Source organism: Achromobacter sp. K91, assembly GCF_003576205.1.
GTDB classification, from domain to species: Bacteria; Pseudomonadota; Gammaproteobacteria; order Burkholderiales; family Burkholderiaceae_B; genus Achromobacter; species Achromobacter aegrifaciens.
This window is the reverse complement of sequence record NZ_QWFB01000030.1, coordinates 323,115-344,681: the sequence shown is the minus strand read 5'-3', so window position 1 is coordinate 344,681 and position 21,567 is coordinate 323,115. Positions and strand designations below refer to the sequence as shown.

At 65.9% G+C, this 21,567-nt stretch carries 21 protein-coding genes and 2 tRNA genes; 12 read left to right on the top strand and 11 right to left on the bottom strand.

Annotated features, from left to right (window positions below; genetic code table 11):
- The first annotated feature begins 7 nt into the window (after positions 1 to 7).
- The 3 genes from DXK93_RS13195 to DXK93_RS13185 are packed head-to-tail and all read left to right on the top strand — an operon-like array spanning position 8 to position 2,149.
- Positions 8 to 304: a YciI family protein gene (locus DXK93_RS13195; RefSeq protein WP_119450268.1), complete on the top strand. Its 297-nt coding sequence runs from the start codon at positions 8 to 10 to the stop codon at positions 302 to 304.
- Positions 305 to 323: 19 nt separating this feature from the next.
- Positions 324 to 1,103, top strand: coding sequence for a 3-oxoadipate enol-lactonase (gene pcaD, locus DXK93_RS13190; RefSeq protein ID WP_119450267.1), 780 nt, complete (start codon positions 324 to 326; stop codon positions 1,101 to 1,103).
- Positions 1,104 to 1,108: 5 nt separating this feature from the next.
- A complete protein-coding gene (locus tag DXK93_RS13185; protein ID WP_088159054.1) occupies positions 1,109 to 2,149 on the top strand; it encodes a cyclase family protein in 1,041 nt (346 codons plus the stop codon).
- Positions 2,150 to 2,225: 76 nt separating this feature from the next.
- On the opposite strand, the gene DXK93_RS13180 is transcribed toward DXK93_RS13185, so the two are convergent.
- The 5 genes from DXK93_RS13180 to hemA all read right to left on the bottom strand — a co-directional run bounded on the left by DXK93_RS13180 (position 2,226) and on the right by hemA (position 6,498).
- Positions 2,226 to 2,789, bottom strand: coding sequence for a UbiX family flavin prenyltransferase (locus DXK93_RS13180; protein WP_119450266.1), 564 nt, complete (start codon positions 2,787 to 2,789; stop codon positions 2,226 to 2,228).
- A 7-nt stretch (positions 2,790 to 2,796) separates the two neighbouring features.
- Positions 2,797 to 3,123: a Grx4 family monothiol glutaredoxin gene (gene grxD / locus DXK93_RS13175; RefSeq protein WP_042797530.1), complete on the bottom strand. Its 327-nt coding sequence runs from the start codon at positions 3,121 to 3,123 to the stop codon at positions 2,797 to 2,799.
- Between the two features lie 94 nt (positions 3,124 to 3,217).
- Positions 3,218 to 4,042 carry a peptide chain release factor N(5)-glutamine methyltransferase gene (gene prmC / locus DXK93_RS13170; protein WP_119450265.1) on the bottom strand — a complete coding sequence of 275 codons (825 nt, stop codon included), beginning with the start codon at positions 4,040 to 4,042 and terminating at the stop codon, positions 3,218 to 3,220.
- An 8-nt stretch (positions 4,043 to 4,050) separates the two neighbouring features.
- On the bottom strand, positions 4,051 to 5,133 hold the full coding sequence (gene prfA, locus DXK93_RS13165) for a peptide chain release factor 1 (RefSeq protein ID WP_054457628.1): 1,083 nt from the start codon (positions 5,131 to 5,133) through the stop codon (positions 4,051 to 4,053).
- A 90-nt stretch (positions 5,134 to 5,223) separates the two neighbouring features.
- A complete protein-coding gene (hemA, locus tag DXK93_RS13160; protein ID WP_042796220.1) occupies positions 5,224 to 6,498 on the bottom strand; it encodes a glutamyl-tRNA reductase in 1,275 nt (424 codons plus the stop codon).
- A 300-nt stretch (positions 6,499 to 6,798) separates the two neighbouring features.
- On the opposite strand from hemA, the gene DXK93_RS13155 reads away from it, so the two are divergent.
- The 7 genes from DXK93_RS13155 to DXK93_RS13115 all read left to right on the top strand — a co-directional run bounded on the left by DXK93_RS13155 (position 6,799) and on the right by DXK93_RS13115 (position 16,046).
- Positions 6,799 to 6,874: transfer RNA gene (locus DXK93_RS13155), tRNA-Phe, on the top strand.
- 876 nt (positions 6,875 to 7,750) lie between these two features.
- The gene (locus tag DXK93_RS13140; RefSeq protein ID WP_119450263.1) at positions 7,751 to 10,249 is read left to right on the top strand and encodes a mechanosensitive ion channel family protein; all 2,499 of its coding nucleotides are present in this window, start codon (positions 7,751 to 7,753) and stop codon (positions 10,247 to 10,249) included.
- A gap of 35 nt (positions 10,250 to 10,284) precedes the next feature.
- A tRNA-Phe gene (locus DXK93_RS13135) sits at positions 10,285 to 10,360 on the top strand.
- 112 nt (positions 10,361 to 10,472) lie between these two features.
- Positions 10,473 to 12,212, top strand: coding sequence for an ABC transporter ATP-binding protein (locus DXK93_RS13130; protein WP_225591442.1), 1,740 nt, complete (start codon positions 10,473 to 10,475; stop codon positions 12,210 to 12,212).
- A 40-nt stretch (positions 12,213 to 12,252) separates the two neighbouring features.
- The gene (locus tag DXK93_RS13125; RefSeq protein ID WP_147400241.1) at positions 12,253 to 13,020 is read left to right on the top strand and encodes a hypothetical protein; all 768 of its coding nucleotides are present in this window, start codon (positions 12,253 to 12,255) and stop codon (positions 13,018 to 13,020) included.
- A 135-nt stretch (positions 13,021 to 13,155) separates the two neighbouring features.
- On the top strand, positions 13,156 to 13,551 hold the full coding sequence (locus DXK93_RS13120; protein ID WP_119450260.1) for a hypothetical protein: 396 nt from the start codon (positions 13,156 to 13,158) through the stop codon (positions 13,549 to 13,551).
- A 128-nt stretch (positions 13,552 to 13,679) separates the two neighbouring features.
- Positions 13,680 to 16,046, top strand: a complete 2,367-nt coding sequence (locus tag DXK93_RS13115; RefSeq protein ID WP_370126661.1) for a copper-translocating P-type ATPase — start codon at positions 13,680 to 13,682, stop codon at positions 16,044 to 16,046.
- 36 nt (positions 16,047 to 16,082) lie between these two features.
- On the opposite strand, the gene DXK93_RS13110 is transcribed toward DXK93_RS13115, so the two are convergent.
- From DXK93_RS13110 to DXK93_RS13085, 6 genes are all read right to left on the bottom strand, one after another.
- Positions 16,083 to 16,934: a nucleotidyl transferase AbiEii/AbiGii toxin family protein gene (locus DXK93_RS13110; RefSeq protein ID WP_119450258.1), complete on the bottom strand. Its 852-nt coding sequence runs from the start codon at positions 16,932 to 16,934 to the stop codon at positions 16,083 to 16,085.
- Positions 16,931 to 17,530 carry a type IV toxin-antitoxin system AbiEi family antitoxin domain-containing protein gene (locus tag DXK93_RS13105; RefSeq protein WP_119450257.1) on the bottom strand — a complete coding sequence of 200 codons (600 nt, stop codon included), beginning with the start codon at positions 17,528 to 17,530 and terminating at the stop codon, positions 16,931 to 16,933. Before DXK93_RS13105 ends, DXK93_RS13110 begins: the two co-directional genes overlap by 4 nt.
- Before the next feature lie 39 nt (positions 17,531 to 17,569).
- Positions 17,570 to 18,274 carry an RNA polymerase sigma factor gene (locus tag DXK93_RS13100; protein ID WP_054457635.1) on the bottom strand — a complete coding sequence of 235 codons (705 nt, stop codon included), beginning with the start codon at positions 18,272 to 18,274 and terminating at the stop codon, positions 17,570 to 17,572.
- Positions 18,275 to 18,295: 21 nt separating this feature from the next.
- Positions 18,296 to 18,670: a cupredoxin family copper-binding protein gene (locus DXK93_RS13095; RefSeq protein ID WP_255423448.1), complete on the bottom strand. Its 375-nt coding sequence runs from the start codon at positions 18,668 to 18,670 to the stop codon at positions 18,296 to 18,298.
- A complete protein-coding gene (locus DXK93_RS13090; RefSeq protein ID WP_119450255.1) occupies positions 18,663 to 19,190 on the bottom strand; it encodes a DUF4142 domain-containing protein in 528 nt (175 codons plus the stop codon). The genes DXK93_RS13095 and DXK93_RS13090 overlap by 8 nt, the downstream gene beginning before the upstream one ends.
- 117 nt (positions 19,191 to 19,307) lie before the next feature.
- A complete protein-coding gene (locus DXK93_RS13085; protein ID WP_054457638.1) occupies positions 19,308 to 19,769 on the bottom strand; it encodes an Lrp/AsnC family transcriptional regulator in 462 nt (153 codons plus the stop codon).
- A gap of 192 nt (positions 19,770 to 19,961) precedes the next feature.
- Here DXK93_RS13085 and DXK93_RS13080 point away from each other — a divergent pair, with 192 nt between their 5' ends.
- Positions 19,962 to 20,606 (top strand): LysE family translocator, encoded by a 645-nt coding sequence (locus tag DXK93_RS13080; protein WP_082401232.1) that lies wholly within the window; start codon positions 19,962 to 19,964, stop codon positions 20,604 to 20,606.
- Between the two features lie 43 nt (positions 20,607 to 20,649).
- On the top strand, positions 20,650 to 21,555 hold the full coding sequence (locus tag DXK93_RS13075) for a DMT family transporter (protein ID WP_082401233.1): 906 nt from the start codon (positions 20,650 to 20,652) through the stop codon (positions 21,553 to 21,555).
- Positions 21,556 to 21,567: the final 12 nt, after the last annotated feature.

Genomic DNA, 21,567 nt, shown 5'->3' with positions numbered 1-21,567 from the left:
GCGGCTGATGCCCTACATCATCGAAACCTTCGACAAGCCCGGCCACCAGGAAGTGCGCCAGCAGCATCGCGCCTCGCACCTGGAATACCTGGACGCGAACAAGCAGCTGCTGCTGGCCTGCGGCGCCAAGCTGCAGGACGACGGCAAGGACGCCGGCGGCGGCCTGTACATCGTGGCCCTGGAAACGCGCGAAGCCGCGCAGCAGTTCATCGACGCCGACCCGTTCTCCCAGGCCAATCTGTTCGAGCGCGTGACCATCACGCGCTGGCGCAAGGCCTATGTCGACGGCGTCTGCCACCTGTAAACGCAAGGAATAAACCCGCATGTCTTACGCCGATCTCAGCCAGGCACGGCTGTACTACGTCATCGATGGCCCCGCCGACGCGCCGGTGCTCGTGCTCTCCAACTCGCTGGGCACCTGCTCCGACATGTGGGCCCGCCAGATTCCCGAACTGAGCAAGCACTTCCGCGTGCTGCGCTACGACACCCGCGGCCACGGCAAGTCGTCGATCCCCGAGGGCGAATACAGCTTCGAGCAGCTGGGCAACGACGCCGCCGAACTGCTGGCGCACCTGAACATCAAGCGCGCGCACTTCTGCGGCCTGTCGATGGGCGGTCCCACCGGCCTGTGGCTGGCGCTGGCGCGTCCCGAACTGCTGGACAAGCTGATCCTCTGCAACACCGCCGCGCGCATCGGCTCGGCCGAAGGCTGGAGCGCCCGCATCGCCGCGGTCGCCGAACAGACCCTGGAAAAGATGGCGCCCACGCTGGTCGAACGCTGGCTCACCGACAGCTACCGCGCGGCCGAGCCTGGCCTGACCCAGGTGCTGATCGACATGCTGCGACGCACGCCGGACGCTGGCTACTCGGGCAACTGCGCCGCGCTGCGCGACGCCGACTTCCGCGAACAAGTGGCCTCGATCAAGGCGCCCACGCTGGTCATCAGCAGCACGCACGACCTGGCCGCCACCCCGGCCCAGGGCCGTGAACTGGCTGAGGCCATCCCCGGCGCGCGCTACTTCGAAATGAACACCTCCCATATCTCGAACTGGGAGCAACCCGAAGTCTTCACCCGCACGGTCGTCGACTTCCTGAAGGGGTAAGCGGCATGCAGCGCTGGAAAAACCGGCCCGAAGGCTCCAACTGGGGCGACTTCGGGCACGACGACCAACTCGGCCGCCTGAACCTCATTACCGAAGAACAAGTCCTGAAAGGCGCGCGTGAAATCCGCGCCGGCAAGACCTTCTGCCTGTCGCTGCCGCTGGACCTGCCCGGCGGCAACGTGCTCAACCCGCGCCGTCATCCGCCGCAACTGAGCCCCACGCGCCTGGCGGACACGCCCTACCTGAACTTCCCGCTGCGCAACGTCAACCCGGACGCGGTGGACGTGCTCAGCGATGACCAGGTGCTGCTGTCGATGCAGTATTCGACGCAATGGGACGCGCTGGCCCACGTGGGCGCCTTGTTCGACGCCGACGGCGACGGCAAGCCCGAACTGCGCTACTACAACGGCTACCAGGCCGGCGTGGACGTCGTCGGCCCGGCCGACGGCGACCATACCGGCTGCGGCTGCAACAGCGGCGGCCCGTCGGCGGCGCTGAAGCTGGGCGTGGAAAACCTGGCGCAGAAGGGCATGCAGGGCCGCGGCGTGCTGGTGGACCTGTTGCGCCACTACGGCCCCGGCCGCACACTGATCGGCCACGCCGAACTGATGCATGTACTGAAGACGGACGGCATCAGCGTCGAAACCGGCGACATGCTGGTGCTGCGCACCGGCTACGCCGAAGCGGTGGTCGCCATGAACGGCACGCCCGACGCCGAGACGCTGCACACCTACGGCGCCGCGCTGGACGGCACCGACCAGGCGCTGCTGCAATGGATCACGGACAGCGGCATCGCCGCCATCTGCGCCGACAACTACGCCGTGGAAGCCTATCCCGCGCGCGAGAAAACTGGCCCGCGCGCCATGCTGCCGCTGCACCACCATTGCCTGTTCAAGCTGGGACTGCCGCTGGCGGAACTCTGGTACCTGAAGGACCTGGCGGACTGGCTGCACGCCAACGGCCGGCACCACTTCATGCTGACCGCCCCGCCCCTGCGCCTGCCGCATGCAATCGGTTCGCCGGTCACGCCGATCGCAACGGTGTAATCGCCAGCAACCCGGCGCCATCGCGCAAATGAAAAGAGCTCCAGACCTGGAGCCCTTTTTTTTGATGCGGCGATCGCTACTTCATGCCTTCCCAATGCGGTCCGGGCACGATGATGTCGAACAGCTCCAGCACCCGCGCCACGGTATGGTCCACCATCTCTTCGATGGAGGCGGGCCGGTGGTAAAACGCGGGCAGCGGCGGAAACACGATGCCGCCCATTTCGGTGACGGCAGTCATGTTGCGCAGGTGCGCCAGGTTGAAGGGCGTCTCGCGCACCATCATCACCAGGCGCCGGCGCTCCTTGAGGGTCACGTCGGCGGCGCGGGTAATCAGGTTATCCGACAGGCCGTGGGCCACGGCCGCCAGCGTGCGCATGGAGCACGGCACGATGACCATGCCGGCCGTCTGGAACGCGCCGCTGGCTAGCGTAGCGCCCACGTCGCGCACGCTGTGCACGTGGTCGGCCAGGGCATAGACATCATGGCGGCTGACGTCCAGCTCGTGCTTGATGTTCAGCACGCCGGAGGCCGACACCACCAGATGCGTTTCGACATCGTCCGCGCCGCGCAATGCCTGCAGCATGCGCACGGCGTACAGGGAGCCCGTGGCGCCCGTGATGCCGATGACCAGTCGCCGCATGGGCTGATCAGGCCGTTGCGCCGGACTGGTCCAGCAACGTCTTCAGTTCGCCGGATTCGTTCATCTCGTTCATGATGTCCGAGCCGCCGATGAACTCGCCGGCCACGTACAGCTGCGGAATCGTGGGCCAGTTGGAGAATTCCTTGATGCCCTGGCGGACTTCGTCGTCCTCCAGCACATTGACGGTGACCAGCTTCTTCACGCCACAGCCCTTCAGGATCTGAATGGCCTTGCCGGAAAAGCCGCATTGCGGGAACTGGGCGGTGCCCTTCATGAACAGCACGACGGGGTGCTGGGTCACGGTTTCGCGGATGAATTCTTGAACGTCGCTCATGGTGGTCTCTTGGACAGGCATAACGGAATACGCCAATTATAGGTACAGCGGGAAAATTCGCCCGGATACCCCGGGCGTCCCGCCGGGAATGCGGTCAGGCGGGCAGCCGGCCGCCGGAAATACGCTCGATGCCGGCCAGGTCCTGGCGGCTGTGCACGTCCTGGAATCCGGCCGCGGCCAGCAGGTCCCGCACGGCTTGTGCCTGGTCCCAGCCATGCTCCATCCACAGGGATCCCCCCCGTTTCAGGTGACGGCCGGCGCCCTGGACGATGCGGGCCAGGTCTTCCAGACCGCCCGCGCCGTCGGTCAGCGCCCCGCGCGGCTCGAAACGCACGTCGCCCTGGTCCAGGTGCGGGTCGTCGCAGGCTACATAGGGCGGATTGGACACGATCAGGTCGAAGCCCTCGCCGGCGGGCACGGCCTCGTACCAGCTGCCTTCGACCAGGCGCACGGACGCGGCCAGATCCCAGGCGTTGCCGGCGGCGACCGCCAGCGCGGCGGCGCTGACGTCGGATGCCATCACCCGGGCGTCACGGCGCGCCAGCGCAATCGAAATGGCGATCGCGCCGCTTCCCGTACCCAGGTCCAGCACCGCGGGCGCGGCCAGGCCGGCCAGGCATTCCAGCGCGGTCTCCACCAGCACCTCGGTGTCCGGGCGCGGAATCAGCACGTCCGGGGTCACGCGGAAGCGGTGACCCATGAATTCGCGGTGGCCCAGCAGATAGGCCATGGGTTCCCCGGCCAGGCGCCGCTGGGCCAGGGCCTCGTAGGCCGCGGCCGTTTCAGGCAGCAAGGGGTCGGTATCGTGCGCCAGCAGCCAGGCGCGCGGCTTGGCCAGCACGTGCTCCAGCAGCATGCGCACCTCCAGGCGGGGCAGGCGCGTGTCGAGCAGCAGGCTTTTCAGCTGGGGCGGCGTCATGGCCGGGCTCAGATGTCGTCGCCCAGGGCCGCCAGCTGCTCGGCCTGGTGTTCGGAGATCAAGGCGCCGGTCAGCTCTTCCAGATCGCCTTCCATGATCTGCTGCAGCTTGTACAGCGTCAGGTTGATGCGGTGGTCGGTCACGCGGCCCTGCGGGAAGTTGTAGGTGCGGATGCGCTCGGAGCGATCGCCCGAGCCGATCAGGCTCTTGCGCTCGGCGGCTTCCTTGCTCTGCCGTTCGCGGGTTTCCTTGTCCTTCAGGCGCGCGGCCAACACCTGCATGGCCTTGTCCTTGTTGCGGTGCTGGGACCGGTCATCCTGGCATTCCACCACCAGCCCCGTCGGCAAGTGGGTAATGCGCACCGCCGAATCGGTCTTGTTGATGTGCTGGCCGCCCGCGCCGCTGGCGCGGAAGGTGTCGATGCGCAGGTCGCTGGGGTTGATGACGATTTCCGACATCTCGTCCGCTTCAGCCATGATGGCCACCGTGCAGGCGGAGGTGTGGATGCGGCCCTGCGCCTCGGTGGCAGGCACGCGCTGCACGCGGTGCGCGCCGGACTCGAATTTCAGGCGGCCATAGGCGCCATCGCCGTCGATGCGCGCGATCACTTCCTTGTAGCCGCCCAGCTCGGATGCGCTTTCGGACATCAGTTCCACGCGCCAGCCGCGCTGTTCCGCGTAGCGCGTATACATGCGCAGCAAGTCGCCCGAGAACAGCGCGCTTTCATCGCCGCCCGTGCCGGCGCGGATTTCCAGGAACACGCTGCGCCCGTCGTTGGGGTCGCGCGGCAACAGCAGCAACTGCAATGCGCCTTCCAGTTCCTCGAGCTTGACGCGGCCGGACTTGATCTCGTCCTCGGCCATGGATTTCAGGTCCGGGTCGGACAGCATTTCTTGCGCCGCGGCCAGATCATCCTCGGTGCGGGCAAAGGCGGTGAACGCCTCAACCACGGGTTCCAGTTCAGCGCGTTCACGCGAGAGCTTGCGGAAACGGTCCATGTCGGACGCGGTTTCCGGTTCGGCGAGCAGCGCGTCGACCTCGATCAGGCGGTGACACAGGTGCTCCAGCCGGCTGCGCATGGAAGATTTCATGGGGAATGACCAAAAAGAAAAGCGGGAAAGCGGATAGCGGGCGCCCAAAAGACGAACGCCCGCCAGGAGGCGGGACGTGGGGCAGAGTCGCTAACGGCGGGAGTCGCGGCCGGGGAACAGGCGCGGCATCCAGGCAAGCAGTTGCTTGCGGTCGTCGCCTTCGCTGCGGTTCAGGGCCGCCAGCGGGCCGTGCAGGTACTTTTGAGTCAGGCCGTGGGCCAGTTGTTCCAGCACGGCTTCCGGCGATTCGCCCCGCGCCAGCAGGCGGCGGGCCCGTTCCAGCTCGGCGCTGCGCACGTCCTCGGCGGCCTGGTGCAGGTCGCGGATGACGGGCACCACTTCGCGGGACTGCATCCAGTGCATGAAGCCCTGGACGCGGGTTTCGATGATGGCTTCGGCCTGCACCACGGCCGCGCGGCGCGCGTCCGTGCCGGTCTGCACCAGCCGGCCCAGGTCGTCCACCGAATACAGATAGACGTCGTCCAGGCGGCCGACCTCGGGTTCGATGTCGCGCGGCACGGCCAGGTCGATCATGACCATGGGGCGGTGGCGGCGCAGGCGCGTGGCCCGTTCCACCATCCCCAAACCGAGGATGGGCAGGGAGCTTGCCGTACAGGAAACGATGACGTCGAACTCGGACAGACGGTCGGTCAGGTCCGACAGCTTCATGGTGCTGGCGGCAAAGCGGTTGGCCAGGACCTCGGCGCGTTCGGCCGTGCGGTTGGCCACCACCATGCTGCGCGGACGCTGCGCGGCGAAGTGCGTGGCGCACAATTCGATCATTTCGCCCGCGCCGATGAACAGCGTGCGGGCCTGGTCCAGATTGCCGAACACGCGTTCGGCCAGGCGCACCGCGGCGGCGGCCATGGACACCGACTGCGCGCCGATGGCGGTCTGCGACCGGACTTCCTTGGCCACCGAGAAGGTGCGCTGGAACATCTGGTGCAGCAAGGTGCCCAGCGAGCCGGCTTCGCCGGCCGCGCGCACGGCGTCCTTCATCTGGCCCACGATCTGGGTTTCGCCCAGCACCATGGAATCCAGGCCGCTGGCCACGCGGAAAGCGTGGCGCACGGCGTCGTCCTGATGATGGCGGTATAGATGCGGGCGCAGCGTGCCGGCGTCCAGGCGGTTGTAATCAGCCAGCCAGGCGGGCAGTTGATCGGCCACGTGGCCGTCGGCGGCGCAATAGATTTCGGTGCGGTTACAGGTGGACAGGATGGCGGCTTCGCGGACCGAGCCGCCGAATGCCGAGCGCAGGCCTTCCAGCGCGGGCTTCACCAGATCAACGGGCATGGAAACACGCTCGCGGACCGAAACCGGCGCGGACGTGTGATTCAGACCGAAGGCAAGGACAGCTACCGACATGTGGGAAGGATGGCCGGGCCATCCGCGCGTAAGCGTTAAGTACTGCCACTAAGAACGAGGCGCCGCACCGGGATATTCAAACCTGGATGCAGCGTCAGACCGCTAATCATTATACCCCTGCGGGTTATCCCCAGGCCATTTCACCCCCGGGGCGCGACCCTGGGTCGCACCTTTCGTGCCGTCTGACCAACAGTCAGCCCATGATTCATGCGGCGGCCCGGCCGGGAAACGACATATCTCAGGATTTTCGCCTCCGACTGGCGCAAGCCTCAAAAATTGTGTATAGTTGCGGACTTCGTTGGCCTGGTAGCTCAGTCGGTAGAGCAGAGGATTGAAAATCCTTGTGTCGGTGGTTCGATTCCGCCCCAGGCCACCAAAAGATTCAAGCACTTAGCCCCGCGAAAGCGGGGCTTTTTGCTTTGGTCTGTCGCGACGGCCAGTTCTGCGCCCAGTTCCCCACGCCCATCGATGATGTTCAACACATCTTCCAGGTCATGGCTGTTCATGAAGTCGCCGCCCCCTCGGCTGGCGAAAGCTCCAAGTTTGGTGACAAGCTCACGCTCGCGGGCGCGCCCGGTGCGCAAGGCATCCAACAACGCGAGCAGGCGGTGCAGCGCCGGGTCCGATAGAGCAGCCTGCGGTGTTGTGCGGTAGAGCGGCGAAAGCGTGGGCCCTTTTGATGAGCCCGTGGGGTATGCCCAGACGGGCGCCTCTCCTGGAGCTGCCGTCAATTGGCTGGCCAGGGGGTCGCTGCCGACAGCTATCGGGACGCCACTCTTGACCGGGCCCAGTGTGGCCGGCCAGACGTAGCGCACGCCGTACACGACAAACTCTAGAAGGTTGGCACGTACCGGTGACCATTGGCCGCGTGCCGGCGCCACCGCCAAGCCCGAAGCCACGGAACGCTTCACGCTCGCATGGGTTTCCGAAGCGCTCATGGACAGCGCTGCGCCCAGCGCGGCATAAGTCCAGCGCTGCGGCGGATGGGCGGCCACCTTTAGCAATACCAGCAGGTCTTGGGGTTTTAGTTCCATCTCAGGGTGATATTCGCTATTCGCGAATAGCGAATATCACCGACGAGACAGTTTTTGTGCGAGTGTCCTACCTTCTATCCGAGGCCAAAAAAAGCCCAGCCCTTATGGGCTGGGCTTTTTGCTTTCCGGACGGCCCTTTCCCTCAAGCGCGCTTCCGCGATATCGTAAGACGCCATTTTTTTTTGTAGCCCGCCGCATCCATCCACCGGAGCCGCGACATGCGCGCCCAAGCAACAGCAAGAGCAAAAGCGCTTTTCGGTCTGATTGCACTGCTGGCCAGCCTGCTCGGTTCCCCCTACGCGCAGGGCGCCGCGCCGGCGCCGACCTCCCCCGCCCCGGCTTCCACGCAAGCCCACGCGATCCTGGTGGCAGAGATCCCGCTGCGCGCGGACACCGACCACCGCTATGCCGAAAGCGTCATGGAGCGCATCACGGGGGCCGACCCCACCGACTCGCTGGCGCCGCGCCTGGAATCGATTTCCCGGTCCGTGGACGAAAAGCTCCAGCAATTCCTGCCGGCCCAATTGCGCACCCTGCCGATCATGCGGCTGGAAAGCCTGGAGCGGCACTGGATGTTCGATGCGAGACGTTTCGCCGACTGGCAGGAGGACATGCGCCAGGCGACCGCCGCCTACGCCAGCGATGCCGCCGAGCTGGCGCGCCGCCGCGAAGCCTGGCAGGCGCTCAAGGGAGCCCCCGGCGCCGCCGATCTGCCGCCGGCCCTGACCGCGCGGATGGACTCGGTCATCGCGCAATTGGCTCGGGCCGAACAGGCGTTATCGGTGCCGCTGGGCCGCCAGATTGCGCTGGGCCAACGCGCCAACTCCGTCGAAGAGCGCATCCAGGCCGGACAGCGCTCGGTGGCCGACGCCATCCGTTACATCGATGCCCGCCTGCTCGAACTGGACGGACCGCCGCTGTGGGCCGCCACCTTCACGCCCACCGCCCGCAGCGATGCAAAGGCCTACCTGCGCAGCGGCCTGGACATGGAATTGCGCTTCGCCCGCCAGTACGCGGCGGCCGATACCGGCAACCAGCTCGCCCTGCACGTGCTGCAAGTGGTGCTGCTACCCCTGTTGCTATGGCTGGCCTGGCACAGCCGCCACGCGATCCGGGCCGGCGAAATGAGCGAGACGGCCGCGCGGGTGCTTGGGCGCCCGCTGTCAGCCTGGCTGCTGCTGGCCATGATGGGCGTGCAGCTGCTGGAGTCGGACGCGCCGCTGATCGTGCTGCAGATCGCCCTGCTGCTGGCGGTCGTCCCGGTACTGCGCCTGCTGCCGCCAACCGCGCGCGAGCAGTTGGACCTGTGGCCCTATGCCATCACCGGCCTGTATCTGGCCGAGCGGCTGGGCATTTTCTTCCTGGCCAGCGAAACGCTGTACCGGCTGCACAACCTCGTCATCACCCTGCTGGCCCTGGCCACGGCGCTGTGGCTGCATGCCCGGGCCAAGCGCCGCGGCAGCGCTGCCCAGGCTCCCGGCCGGCTGCACCGGGCCGTGCGCATCGGCGCCTGGGCCGCGGTGGCGCTGCTGGCCATTGCCGGCGTCGCCAACCTGATCGGCAACCTGTCGATGGCCGAGATGCTGACCAGCGCCGTCATCAGCAGCGGCTATTTCGGGCTGATGCTCTACGCCGGGGTCACCATCATCGTCACCCTGCTGCAACTGATGCTGGCGCGGCCCGGCGTGTCGCGCTTTCGCATCGCGCGCGAGCATGCTCCTCCGCTGGTGCAATTGTTGATCCGCCTGGTGATGGCCAGCGCGGTCGCGGGGTGGGCCATCTACACGATGGACCGTTTCCGCATCCTGCGCGCGACCTACGCCTTCACCACGAAGGTGCTTTCGTACACGCTGGCGCTCGGCGACATCACCATCAGCCTGGGCAACATCCTGGTGTTCGCGATCTCGGTGCTGATCGCGTTCTGGGCCGCGCGCGCGATCCGCCTGGTGCTGCACGACGAAGTGCTGGCGCGCATGCCGCTGCCGCGCGGCGTGGGCAACAGCATCGCCTCGCTGACCTACTACTCGGTGCTGCTGCTGGGACTGGCAGTGGCGCTGTCGGCCGCCGGAGTCAGGACCAGCCAATTGGCCCTGGTGCTGGGCGCCCTGGGCGTGGGCATCGGCTTCGGCCTGCAGAACGTGGTCAACAACTTCGTGTCGGGCCTGATCCTGATGTTCGAGCGCCCCATCCAGCCCGGCGATGTGGTGGAAATCGGCGAAACCTCCGGTCAGGTACGCGAGATCGGGATGCGCGCGACCCGCATCAGGACTTTCGAAGGCGCCGACGTGGTGGTCCCCAACGGCACCCTGCTGTCGGAAAAACTGACCAACTGGACCATGCTGGACCGCAACCGCCGCATCGAGATCAACGTGGGCCTGGCCTACGGCACGGACCCGGCGCAGGCCATCGAACTGCTGGGCTCCGTGGCGCGCGGCACCCTGGGGGTCTCTACCCAGCCGGCTCCGATCGCGCTCTTCATGGGATTTGGCGCCAGCACGCTGGATTTCAGCATCCGCGCCTGGACGCCGGATTTCGATCAGTGGATGTCCATCCGCAGCGACATGCTGTCGCGGATGTACGAGGCGCTGACGCAGGCCGGCATCGAGATCCCCTATCCGCAGACCGACCTGCACCTGCGCAGCATTTCCCCGGAAGCCGGCGCCGTCCTCGCGCAAGCCCGCCGCGCGGCGCCCGATGGCGGGCCGCCGCCCACGTGACGCGGATATTGTGTATAGTGGCGGACTTTCGCGTTGGCCTGGTAGCTCAGTCGGTAGAGCAGAGGATTGAAAATCCTTGTGTCGGTGGTTCGATTCCGCCCCAGGCCACCAATGAATTCAAGCACTTGGCCCCGCCTTTGGCGGGGCTTTTTGCTTTGGAGCGCGGTGGCGCCTGTCGGATAGCATAATCATGCCGTGCCCCCCCTGACTTCCCCTCCACGCGATGAAGCCTGATTCTTCTTCCCCCTCTTCCTCCGTCGGCATGGGCCGCGCGGCGATCGTGCTGTGTCGCGCGCTCTGGCACTATGCCGACGGCGCGCGGCGGCAGCTGATGGGCGCCATCGCGCTGCTGTCGGGCGCGCAACTGGTCAAGCTGACCCTGCCCTGGCTGGCCTCGCACGCCATCAATGCCTTGCAGCAGAACGACATGCCCACCGCCGGCTTGTGGATCCTGTTCCTGGTTGGCAGCTACATGATGTCCTGGGTATTCCACGGCCCCGGACGCGTCCTCGAAGGCAATGTGGGCGTGCATGTCCGCGAACGGCAGGCCGACGATCTTTATGCCCGCATCGCTGCCGCCCCGTTGACCTGGCGCGACGGCAGGCATTCCGGCGACCTGCAGCATCGCGTATTGCAATCCAGCCGCGCACTGGCCGCTTTTGCCCGCAGCATGTACGGCTACCTGCACAGCGCCTTGAACTTCATCGGCCCGCTGGTGGCGCTGACCTTGCTGTCCCACGTCAGCGGCATCATCGCCGTAAGCGGTTACCTGATCATCGCCCTGGTCACCTTGCGCTTCGACCTCGCGCTGATGCGGCTGGCCCGCGACGAAAACGACCAGGAACGCCGCTACGTCGCGGCGCTGCTCGATTTCGTCAGCAACGCCGGCACCGTGATCGGCCTGCGGCTGCAAGCCGCCTCGCGCAAGATCCTGGGCCGCCGCCTGCAGGCGGTCATGAAGCCCCTGCGCCGTGCCCTGTGGATCAACGAAGTGAAATGGTGCGTGGTGGACCTGGCGGGCATGTGCCTCACCTGGATCCTCGTCGTGGAGTACGTGCTGCGGCACCGCGAGCCCGGGCAGGCGCTATTGCTAGGCACCATCTTCATGATCTACCAATATGCCCAGCAGGCCGCGTCCGTGGTCAGCGCCATCGCCTCCAACTTCCAGAGCTTCGCGCGCATGCACACCGACTACAGCAGCGCCGAACCCATCTGGCAGGCCCCGGGCAACCCCAATGCCGCCGTCCCCGCGGTCCAAGCCGACGCGCCTTGGCAGACCCTGGAGTTGCGCGGCGCCACCTGGCGCTATTCGGACGAAGGACGCGGCGGCCTGCATGGCGTCGACCTGGTGCTGCGGCGCGGCTCGCGCGTCGCGCTGATCGGCGCCAGCGGCGGCGGCAAGAGCACGCTGCTGCGCACCCTTGCCGGACTCTATCCGCCGCAACACGGCGAACTGCTGCGGGACGGCAAGCCGGTGGACTGGGCAGAACTGCGCACGCTGGCCACGCTGATTCCGCAGGAAGCTGAAGTCTTCGAAGCCAGCGTGCAGGAAAACCTCACCTTCGGCGAACCCGCCGACGCGGCCGCGCTGCAAGCCGCCGTGCATACCGGCGTGTTCGACGAAGTGCTGCAACGCATGCCCGAGGGTCTCGCCAGTCCGATGAATGAACGGGGCAGCAACCTGTCCGGCGGGCAACGCCAACGCCTGGCCCTGTCGCGCGGGGCGCTGGCTGCGCAGGGCAGCTCCTTGCTGCTGCTGGACGAGCCCACCAGCGCGCTCGACCCGCAAGCCGAAGGCCGGGTGTTCGACCGCATGTACGCCGCGTTTCCGACCGCTTGCATCGTGGCCTCGGTGCACCGGCCCAGCCTGCTCAGCCGTTTCGATACCATCGTGGTGATGGAAGCCGGACGCGTGGTGGATGCGGGCCCCCGCGACGAAGTGCTGGCCCGGCATCAGCCCTGATGAACTCCCTCTGCCGACCAGGCGTCTACACTCAGCATCCATGACACAGCCGCCCGCCACCCCAACTGCACAGCGCCAGCCCAGTCGACGGCTCGCGAATCTGCTCTTCTATGTCTGCCTGGCGATCAGCCTGACGTTCGTCTACCTGGGCTCGCAAATGATCCGGGACGGCGCCGATGCAGGCATTCCCGTCACGCTGTTCTTCGGCGTCTGCGCCGCGACTGCCGTCCTGCAGATCTGGCCGCAACTGCTGCAGCGCGACTCGCGCTCGGCCGCAACACTGCTGGCGCGGTACCCAGGCCCCCTGGAACTCAAGGCCGCGAAAGGCAAGCTGCTGGCGTTCTCGCTGCTGTCCGCGGGCTTCGGTGGCGTGATCCTGTGGATGCTGCTGCAGGAATCGCTACCGCCTCTCAAGCAATTGATCCTCTGGCCGGGCGCCGCATTCTTTCTGCTCGGCGCGGTCATGCTGCTGGTGCGCGCCGCCAAGGACGACATCGGCCTGCGCCTGGGGCGCGACGGCTTTCAAGCGCGACAGGTGTGGAACGGCAGGACAATACGCTGGCAAGACACCAGCGAGTTCAACGTGATCAGAGCCAGCCGCGCGGTGCCCAAGCTGATTGTCTTCGACGATGCTGCTGTCGAACGCAGCGGCACTGCCGGGCTCAACAAGCATTTCGTCGGCCGCAATTCCAGCCTGGGTGAAACTTACGGGCTGACCCACGAAGCTTTGGCCGACCTGCTCAATGCTTGGCGCAAGCGCGCGCTGGAGCAGGATGCGATTTTTACGCGATGGCCTGATATCCAATGACCGCCACATCGTGTCGGATGTACGCCCGCCTGCCCCGCAACATTACAAAAAAGTAATCCGCGCGTAACCTCCTCGCCCCGGTCAGCACTCCAAACTGGAGTTAATGCACTTCCAGACCACAGAAAGGAGCTGACCATGAAGACCCCGACCACCTTGTTCAGCGCGTGCGCGTTGAGCCTGGGATTGCTCGGCGCGGCCCACGCGCAGGCGGGGAACGGCGACCATGCCACGCATCATCCCGCGTCGCCTGCGGCGGGCGAATCAGCCACGAAGCCGCAAATGGCGCCGGACGCCGGCATGATGAAGAACATGGAGGCGCATATGCAGGCCATGAACGGCATGCACCAGAAAATGGCCGCCGCCCAGACGCCCGAAGAGCGCCAGGCCTTGATGGCCGCCCACATGAAGTCCATGCCCGCCAATGGCGCCGACATGCAAGGTTGCCGCCAGATGATGGGATCGATGATGAACCCGGCGGGTGATGCACCCTCGGCGGCGGAACCCGCGACTTCCCCGGCGGCCAAGGGCTGATCGCCATGGGCCATCGCTGCGGCCGGCTCCGCAGCGATACCACTGCGGCCAGCGGTTGCACCGCAAACACCCCAGCCTGGGCATAATAGGCGCACGAAGGATCACACCAGTACTCGAAAGGGATGGGTATGAATCACTCTCGTCACGGCGACGCGGCATCGAAAGACGGCACGCCCTACGTGTGTCCCATGCACCCGGAAATCCGCCAGAACCATCCGGGACGCTGTCCGAAGTGCCAGATGCATCTGGTGCCGCAGGGACAGCCAGGGGATCAGGCTGCGCATGCATACGGCGGCCATGATGCGCACCAGCATCACGATCACGGCAAGCGCCACGCGGGCCACGACGATGCCACCGCGCTCCCAGCCGCGCCCGCCGATGCCCCCACCGATGTCCCCGCGGGCACGATCTACACCTGCCCCATGCACCCGGAGATCCGCCAGGATCACCCCGGGAACTGCCCCAAATGCGGCATGACGCTCGAACCGCTCATCCCGCTGGACGAGGAAGACAACAGCGAACTCAAGGACTTCCAGCACCGCTTCTGGTGGACGTTGCCCCTGACCCTCATCGTCGCCGTGATGGCCATGTTTGGCCATCGTCTGGGCTGGTTCGACATGGCGACCCAGAGCTGGCTGGAGCTGGCGCTATCCCTGCCGGTGGTGTTCTGGACGGGTTGGCCCTTCTTCGTGCGCGGCTGGCAATCCCTTGTGCATCGCAGCCCGAACATGTGGACCTTGATCAGCCTGGGCACGGCGGCGGCTTTCATCTACAGCGTGGTCGCCACGCTGGCGCCGGGCGTATTCCCGGATTCCTTTGTATCGATGGGCCGCGTGGCGGTGTACTTCGAAGCCGCCGTGGTCATCATTTCGCTGACCATGCTGGGACAGATCCTGGAGCTGAAGGCGCGTTCGCAGACGTCCGCCGCGATCAAGGCCTTGCTCGGCCTGGCGCCCAAGACGGCGCGGCGTATCAACGCTGACGGCAGCGAGGAAGACGTGCCGCTGAACCATGTGCATGTGGGCGACCTGCTGCGCGTGCGGCCCGGCGAGAAGATCCCGGTGGACGGCATCGTCACCGAAGGCCGCAGCGCCGTGGACGAGTCCATGCTTACCGGCGAGCCCGTGCCCGTCAGCAAGCGCGAGAACGACAAGCTGATCGGCGCCACCCTCAACACCAGCGGCACCCTGGTGATGCGATCGGAGAAGGTCGGCGCGGCCACCATGCTGGCGCAGATCGTGCAGATGGTCGCCAACGCCCAGCGCTCCAAGGCGCCCATGCAGCGCATGGCGGACGTGGTGGCGGGCAAGTTCGTCATTGCCGTGGTGCTGGTGGCGATCTCCACACTGCTGGTGTGGGGCTTTTTCGGGCCGGAGCCTAGCTGGGTGTACGGCCTGATCAACGCGGTCGCGGTGCTGATCATCGCCTGCCCCTGCGCGCTGGGGCTGGCCACGCCCATGTCGGTCATGGTGGCCACGGGCCGCGCCGCGGCGCAGGGCGTGCTGTTCCGCGACGCTGGCGCGATCGAGAAAATGCGCGAGGTGGACACGCTGATCGTGGACAAGACCGGCACCCTGACCGAGGGCAAACCGGCCTTCGACACCGCGATCGCGGCCCCGGGATACACCCCCGACGAAGTGCTGCGCCTGGCGGCCAGCCTGGACCAGGGCAGCGAACACCCGCTGGCCGACGCCATCGTCAGCGCGGCGCGCGCCCAGGGCCTGGCGCTGGCCAAGGCCGGGGACTTCGATTCCGGCAGCGGCATAGGCGTGCGCGGCACGGTGGAAGGCAAGCGCCTGGCGCTGGGCAACACCGCCCTGATGGAGCAGGAAGGCGTGCGAGTGGACGCGCTGCGCGCGGACGGCGAGCGCCTGCGCGGCGAAGGCGCCAGCATCATGCATTTGGCCGTGGACGGCCAGTTCGCCGGCATCCTGGCGGTGACCGACCCGATCAAGCCCAGCACGCATGAAGCCATCCAGAACCTGCACGACAGCGGCCTGCGCATCGTGATGGCGACAGGCGACGGCCTGACCACCGCCCGCGCCGTCGGCGCCGCGCTGCGCATCGACGAGGTGCACGGCGAGGTCAAACCGGCCGACAAGCTGGCGCTGGTGGAAAAACTGCAGAAGGACGGCCACGTGGTGGCGATGGCGGGCGACGGCATCAACGACGCCCCCGCGCTGGCGCGCGCCGACGTGGGCGTGGCCATGGGCACGGGCACCGATGTAGCCATGAACAGCGGCCAGGTGACCCTGGTCAAGGGCGACCTGCGCGGCATCGCCGCCTCGCGCCAGATCTCGATCGACACCGTGCGCAACATGCGGCAGAACCTGATGTTCGCCTTTGTCTACAACGGCATCGGCGTGCCGATAGCGGCGGGCGTCCTGTATCCGTTCACGGGTTGGCTGCTGTCGCCGATGATCGCGGCGCTGGCGATGAGTTTGAGTTCGGCTTCGGTGATATTCAATGCGTTGAGGTTGCGGGGTGCGAAATGAGCGGTCCAGGACAACCGCAGCCGCGCGATATCAAGGTTACTTTTTCAGTGCTGCCAGCCATAGCGGCCGTATCGCCCCCACGGCTTCGTTCAACGACACTTTCGCCAACCCATTCTTGCGCAGAAAGGCATCCCACTGTTGCACCTTTCTTTCGTCTTGGACGAATTCGTCAGCCAATCCCAAAGGGAAATCTGTCGGAAGCGGTGTTTCGCGGCGTGCAAACGTCGCGCGCACCGCGCGTGCGAGCATCCCATCATCGAGTTCTGCGCGCCGCGCCATCACCCAAAGATCGAAGTAATCCTTCATGCGTGTATTGCCCATGCCCAGTGAAACGATAGCCTCCAGCTTTTCTGCGACAACTGTGTACTGGGGATAAACCTGCAGGCGTGGCGCAGGCATGTCGCCGAAGATGACGGGATACTGCGCCTCTTCCGGCCCAGGAACGACCGCATCTCCAAAGCCTATATCGATCTGTACCGGACATCGTGCGCCGTCCAGAGAGCCGGCCAGATTTACGCGTATGCCCGCATAGTTGGCTTCTTTGCGAATTTCGGCAGCCCTTACCGACTCAGGCCGAAAGGTCATGCCGTCCTCGCAGGCGATGGCGCTGATCTCTTGAAACACGGCCATCAAGTGCGGCACTTCCGCGAGCGTGAATCCGAGAAGATCGGCATCGTGCGTCGGACGATGCGGCATGTCAAACCACAGGTCAAACAGCAACGAACCCTTCAACAAGAACTGCTCGCGGTAGGGTGAGACACTCAGGCGATACAGAATGCGCTCCAACGCATAGCGGGTGAGCAGCAGGTTGAAATTCTGCTTGTCCGCGCGCGCCTTGTTGAGCAGCCGCGCCCGCACCGATGCCGCGATATTGCGAGCGACAGTCATTCCAGACTTTCAAGATAGGGGCGCATTACGTTGGCCACCCTGCATAGCTTCGCATAGCGCCACATTTCATCGCTGGTCATGCGTTTTTCGCGCCACGCTTCACGCAACGCCTCCAGGGCAACGTCCAGGCCAATCTTATTGCGGAACTTGAAGCAATCTGCCACGGTCTTGGCGACTCCCGTGACGTGGATGAGTACACCATCAACCACATGCTCCTCTACCCCTGCGGCCAGCGCAATTGTGGAAAACCGCAGAACACGCAATGGCGGATAGTCAAGCTTCGGGGCCGCCGCTTTGTTGCCGATGGCAAGCCACACTTCACTCGGCGCCTGGGTCGTAAGGCCATGAAAGCGGAGTGCCGACAGCAGACAAACGACTCCCTTGGGTACGCGCCGGGCCGTCTCGGCCAGTGTCGCGTGCTCGGAAATCCGGCGGGATGACAAGCCATACAGTCCACGGCCTATGCGCTGCAATTGGCCCTGGCGCACGGCACGGGTAAGCGTCACGCGGGCAATGCCTTGCGGGACCAAGTCCCGGGCGCGGATCAGCCCCTCGTCGCGGGCCAAGGCCAGAAGTTTTTCAGTGGCGCTCGTCATCCGGCGATGATGTTCCAATAAATAGGTATATGTCAATAATTACCGATTTTTTGGAACACCAACACCCCCGCCCAACCGCGCCAGCGTCCTCGCCACCACCCTGTCGCAATCATCCCCATCGAACTCGAACAAGCTCTTCTCCGCCACCCCGATATCCCGCGACAGCGCCTCGCGCAGCAGCGCATTGGCCCGGAAATGGCGGCTGCGGACGGTGGCCTCGGGAATGCCCAGGCAGTGCGCCGTTTCCTCGACGGACAGTTCCTCGACCGAGCGCAGCACGAACACGGTCCGGAACGAGACCGGCAAGGCGTCCAGCCGCGCTTCGAGCAGGCCCCTGAGCTCGGCTCGGGCAGCGGCGTGGTAAGGCGGGTTGAAGTCGTTGATGGTCATCGCATCAACCTCTTTCTCGATGTCGTCGGCGATGGGCAACAGCGCCTCGCGGCGGCTGTGCTTGCGCAGCCGGCCGTAGCATTCGTTGAGCAAGAGCCGTGTCAGCCAGGTGTACAGCGTCGACTCGCCTCGGAACGCGGCCATGTTCCGATAGGCTGCCAGGTAGGCTTCCTGCAAGGCATCTTCGGCGTCGGCATCGTTGCGCAGGGTGGCGCGCGCCAGGCGGTAAAGCCGCCGGTTGTGCCGCCGCATCATCAATTCGAACGCGGTCTGCTCGCCTGCCGCGATACGGTGCGCGAGCGCCAGGTCTTCATCCTCGGCCCGCCGTAACGCCAGCGCCGCAAGTGCAGTCATGAGTCTGACCTCCGCCATGCGTCATTGCGCAATCAAGGTGCCCTGCATCGTCGGATGGAACAGGCAGACGTAGGCGCTGCTGCCCTCCTCCCGGACAGTGTAGGTCCAGGAGGCGCCGGCGGCGATAAGCCCTGAGTCGAACGCCTTGGAAACGGCGGTGGCGGTATGCGGGACCAGGTCCTTGTTGATCCACGTCACCTTGTCGCCCCGCTTGACGGCCAGCGTCGCGGGCGTGAACTGCATCCCTTCGATGGTCACCACATGTTCGGCCAGCCGGGTGCCGGCTGGGTTCTGTTGGGCGGCGGCCAACCCGCCCGCCAGCAACAGGCCCGCAGCCAGCGCGGCCAGGCTTGCGCGTCCGGACCCGCGCGCTCCGGGGGTCGTTCTTTCAGCCACCGTTGAGCCTCTTTTGCAGGGATTTGGCATGCTCCAGGTGCGCGATGAACGCGGGCCGCACCTTGACCAGCAAGGCCTTCAACTCCGCGTTGTGGGCGCCCGGAATCAGGGTCGTGTCCAGCGCCTGGATCACCGCCTCGTGATAGGCCACTTCGTGGTCCACATAAGCCTTGTCGAAGGCGGCGCCGCTCATGCCCTTGAGCGCGGCAAGGTTCTTGTCGCCGCCCTGCTGCAGGCTGTCGCTGGTCGGGTTCGGTTCGGGGGTGACCTTCAGCTTCTGCACCAGTTCGCCGGCCGACTTGTTGACGGCGGCATGGTCGGTCACCATCAGCGTGGCGAACTCGCGGACATCCTTGTTGCCGGTCTTATCCTGCGCCAGCTTGCCGGCGTCGATGTCGACCTGGTTGGCCACCACCACGATCGCCGCGATCTGCGGATCCGTCGGCCCGTTGCCATGGGCAAATACCCCGCAGCTCACCAGGGTCAGCGCATAGAACCATCTTGCTTGAATCGCTTTCATCTCATCCCCCAAACCCTCGATGCAGGCGCGGCCGGAATGGCCAGGAATCTTGCCTGCTTATGGGGTTGGATGTCGCGAAAACGCGCCGCGTTCCGGCGCAGAAAACATACGGGGAAATCAGCCCACCGGCACCGCCATGCCGTACTTGGCGCGGTTCAGCACCACCAGCGTGGAAAAGCGCTTGACGTTGGGATTGCCCCAGAAATTGCGCTGGGCGAAGGCCTCGTATTCGGCCATGTCGCGCATGGTGATGGTCAGGACGAAATCCACCTCGCCCGTCACCGACAGGCACTGCATGATTTCCGGCGCGGACTGCATGGCGCGCTTGAACTGGTCGAGCTTGTCGGCGCGTTCGCTCTCCAGCGTCACCAGCACGACCATCATGATGCCGCGGCCCACGGCGGCGGGATCGACCACGGAAACGTCACCCAGCACCACCTTGGATTCGCGCAGCCGCTTCATGCGGCGCAGGCAGGAAACCGGCGACAGGTTCACGCGCTGCGCGACTTCCTGGCTGGTGCGCTGGTTGTCTTCCTGCAGGCTTTGCAGGATCTGGAGGTCGAAATCGTCTAGTTCCATAAGGGTCTCGGAACGGCTGGAAACGGGCTGGAAAGGGCTCGCCAACAGATTCTAAGCCCGGCCGCGCCGGAATCCGGCCCCATTTTGACGGGAAACTTCATTTCCGCGTCCCGCGATGCAGGAATTATTCAGCAGGCTTGCTTACACTGAGAGCCCTCTGCCCGCGCCGCGGGTACGTCCGCCCCTCGTATCATGCCGTCACTCCAGCTTTTCCTGCTGTTCCTCGCCGCCGACGCGGCGCTCAAGCTCACGCCCGGCCCCGACATGGCGCTGACCCTGTCCCGAGGCATGACGCAGGGCTTCCGGCCCGCCTTCCACAGTGTCCTGGGCAACGTCGCCGCCGGATTCATCCAGGTGCCGGCGGTGGTGCTGGGCCTGGCCTCGGTGCTGCAGGCGTTTCCGTCGCTGTTCATGGGCATCAAGGCCGCTGGCGGCCTGTACCTGGGCTACCTGGGCATCAAGGCCATCGTCCGCTGCGCGCGCTCGGCCGACGTATCGCTGGCCGCACGCCCCGGGGATGCGCGCGACGCCTTCTGGCAAGGATTCACGACCAATCTGCTGAACCCCAAGGTGTTGCTGTTCATGATCGCCTTCCTGCCGCAGTTCACCACGCCGGACAACGGGCCGGTCTGGGTGCAGATGCTGGTGCTGGGCGTGACGATGAAAGTGTTGAGCCTGCCCTACGGCAGTTTCTTTGCCTACGGCGCCTCGCGCATCCGCGGCTGGGTGGGGCGCAATCCCTGGTTCCTGCGCATGCAGCAAGGCCTGCTTGGCGCCGTCATGCTTGGGCTGGCGCTGTATGTGCTTTACTCCACCGCCGCACACCTGACGCCCTGAACCTGCCGCCGTTCCCTACGCATTCCGCTTTTCCGCCATCGCCATGACCGCCGCAACCCTGAATACCGGACGCAACGCGTCGTCCTCCACCCTGCTCCCCATCCTGTCGTTGATCGGCGCGATGGCCTCGCTATGCGTCGGCACCTCGTTCGCCAAGTCCCTCTTCCCGATGGTCGGCGCGCAGGGCACGACTGCCTACCGCATCGCCATCGGCGCGCTGATCCTGGTGGCGATCTGGCGCCCGTGGCGCTTTCCGCTGACGCGCCAGGCGGCGGCCAAGATCGCGCTGTATGGCGTGACGCTGGCCTGCATGAACCTGCTGTTTTACATGGCCTTGCGCACGCTGCCTCTGGGCGTGGCCATTGCCATCGAATTCATCGGCCCGTTGACCCTGGCGGTGGCGCTGTCGCGTCGCGCCATCGACTTCGTCTGGATCGGCTGCGCCATCGCCGGCCTGGTGCTGCTGATTCCCACGGGGCAATCGGTGCATGACCTGGATCCGGTCGGCATCGCCTTTGCGCTGGGTGCGGCGGTGTGCTGGGCGCTCTACATCATCTTCGGCAAGATGGCCGGCAACGTGCATGGCGGACAGGCCACGTCGCTCGGGCTGACCGCGGCGACGCTGGTGGCGCTGCCCATAGGTGCAGCGCATGCCGGCGCCGCCCTGCTGGATCCGACCCTGATCCTGGCCGGCATCGCGGTGGGCGTGCTATCCAGCGCCTTGCCCTATTCGCTGGAAATGGTGGCGTTACGGCGCCTGCCGCAAAAGACCTTCGGCGTGCTGCTCAGCATGGAGCCCGCCATGGGCGCGCTGGCCGGCGTGATCGTGCTGAACGAGCAGCTGTCGCAAACGCAATGGCTGGCCATCTGCGGGATCATCGTCGCTTCCGCAGGCTGCGCGGCCACCGCCCGCCGGCAAAACACCGCCCCCACGCCCGCGCCGGACTGAGCGCGGACGCGC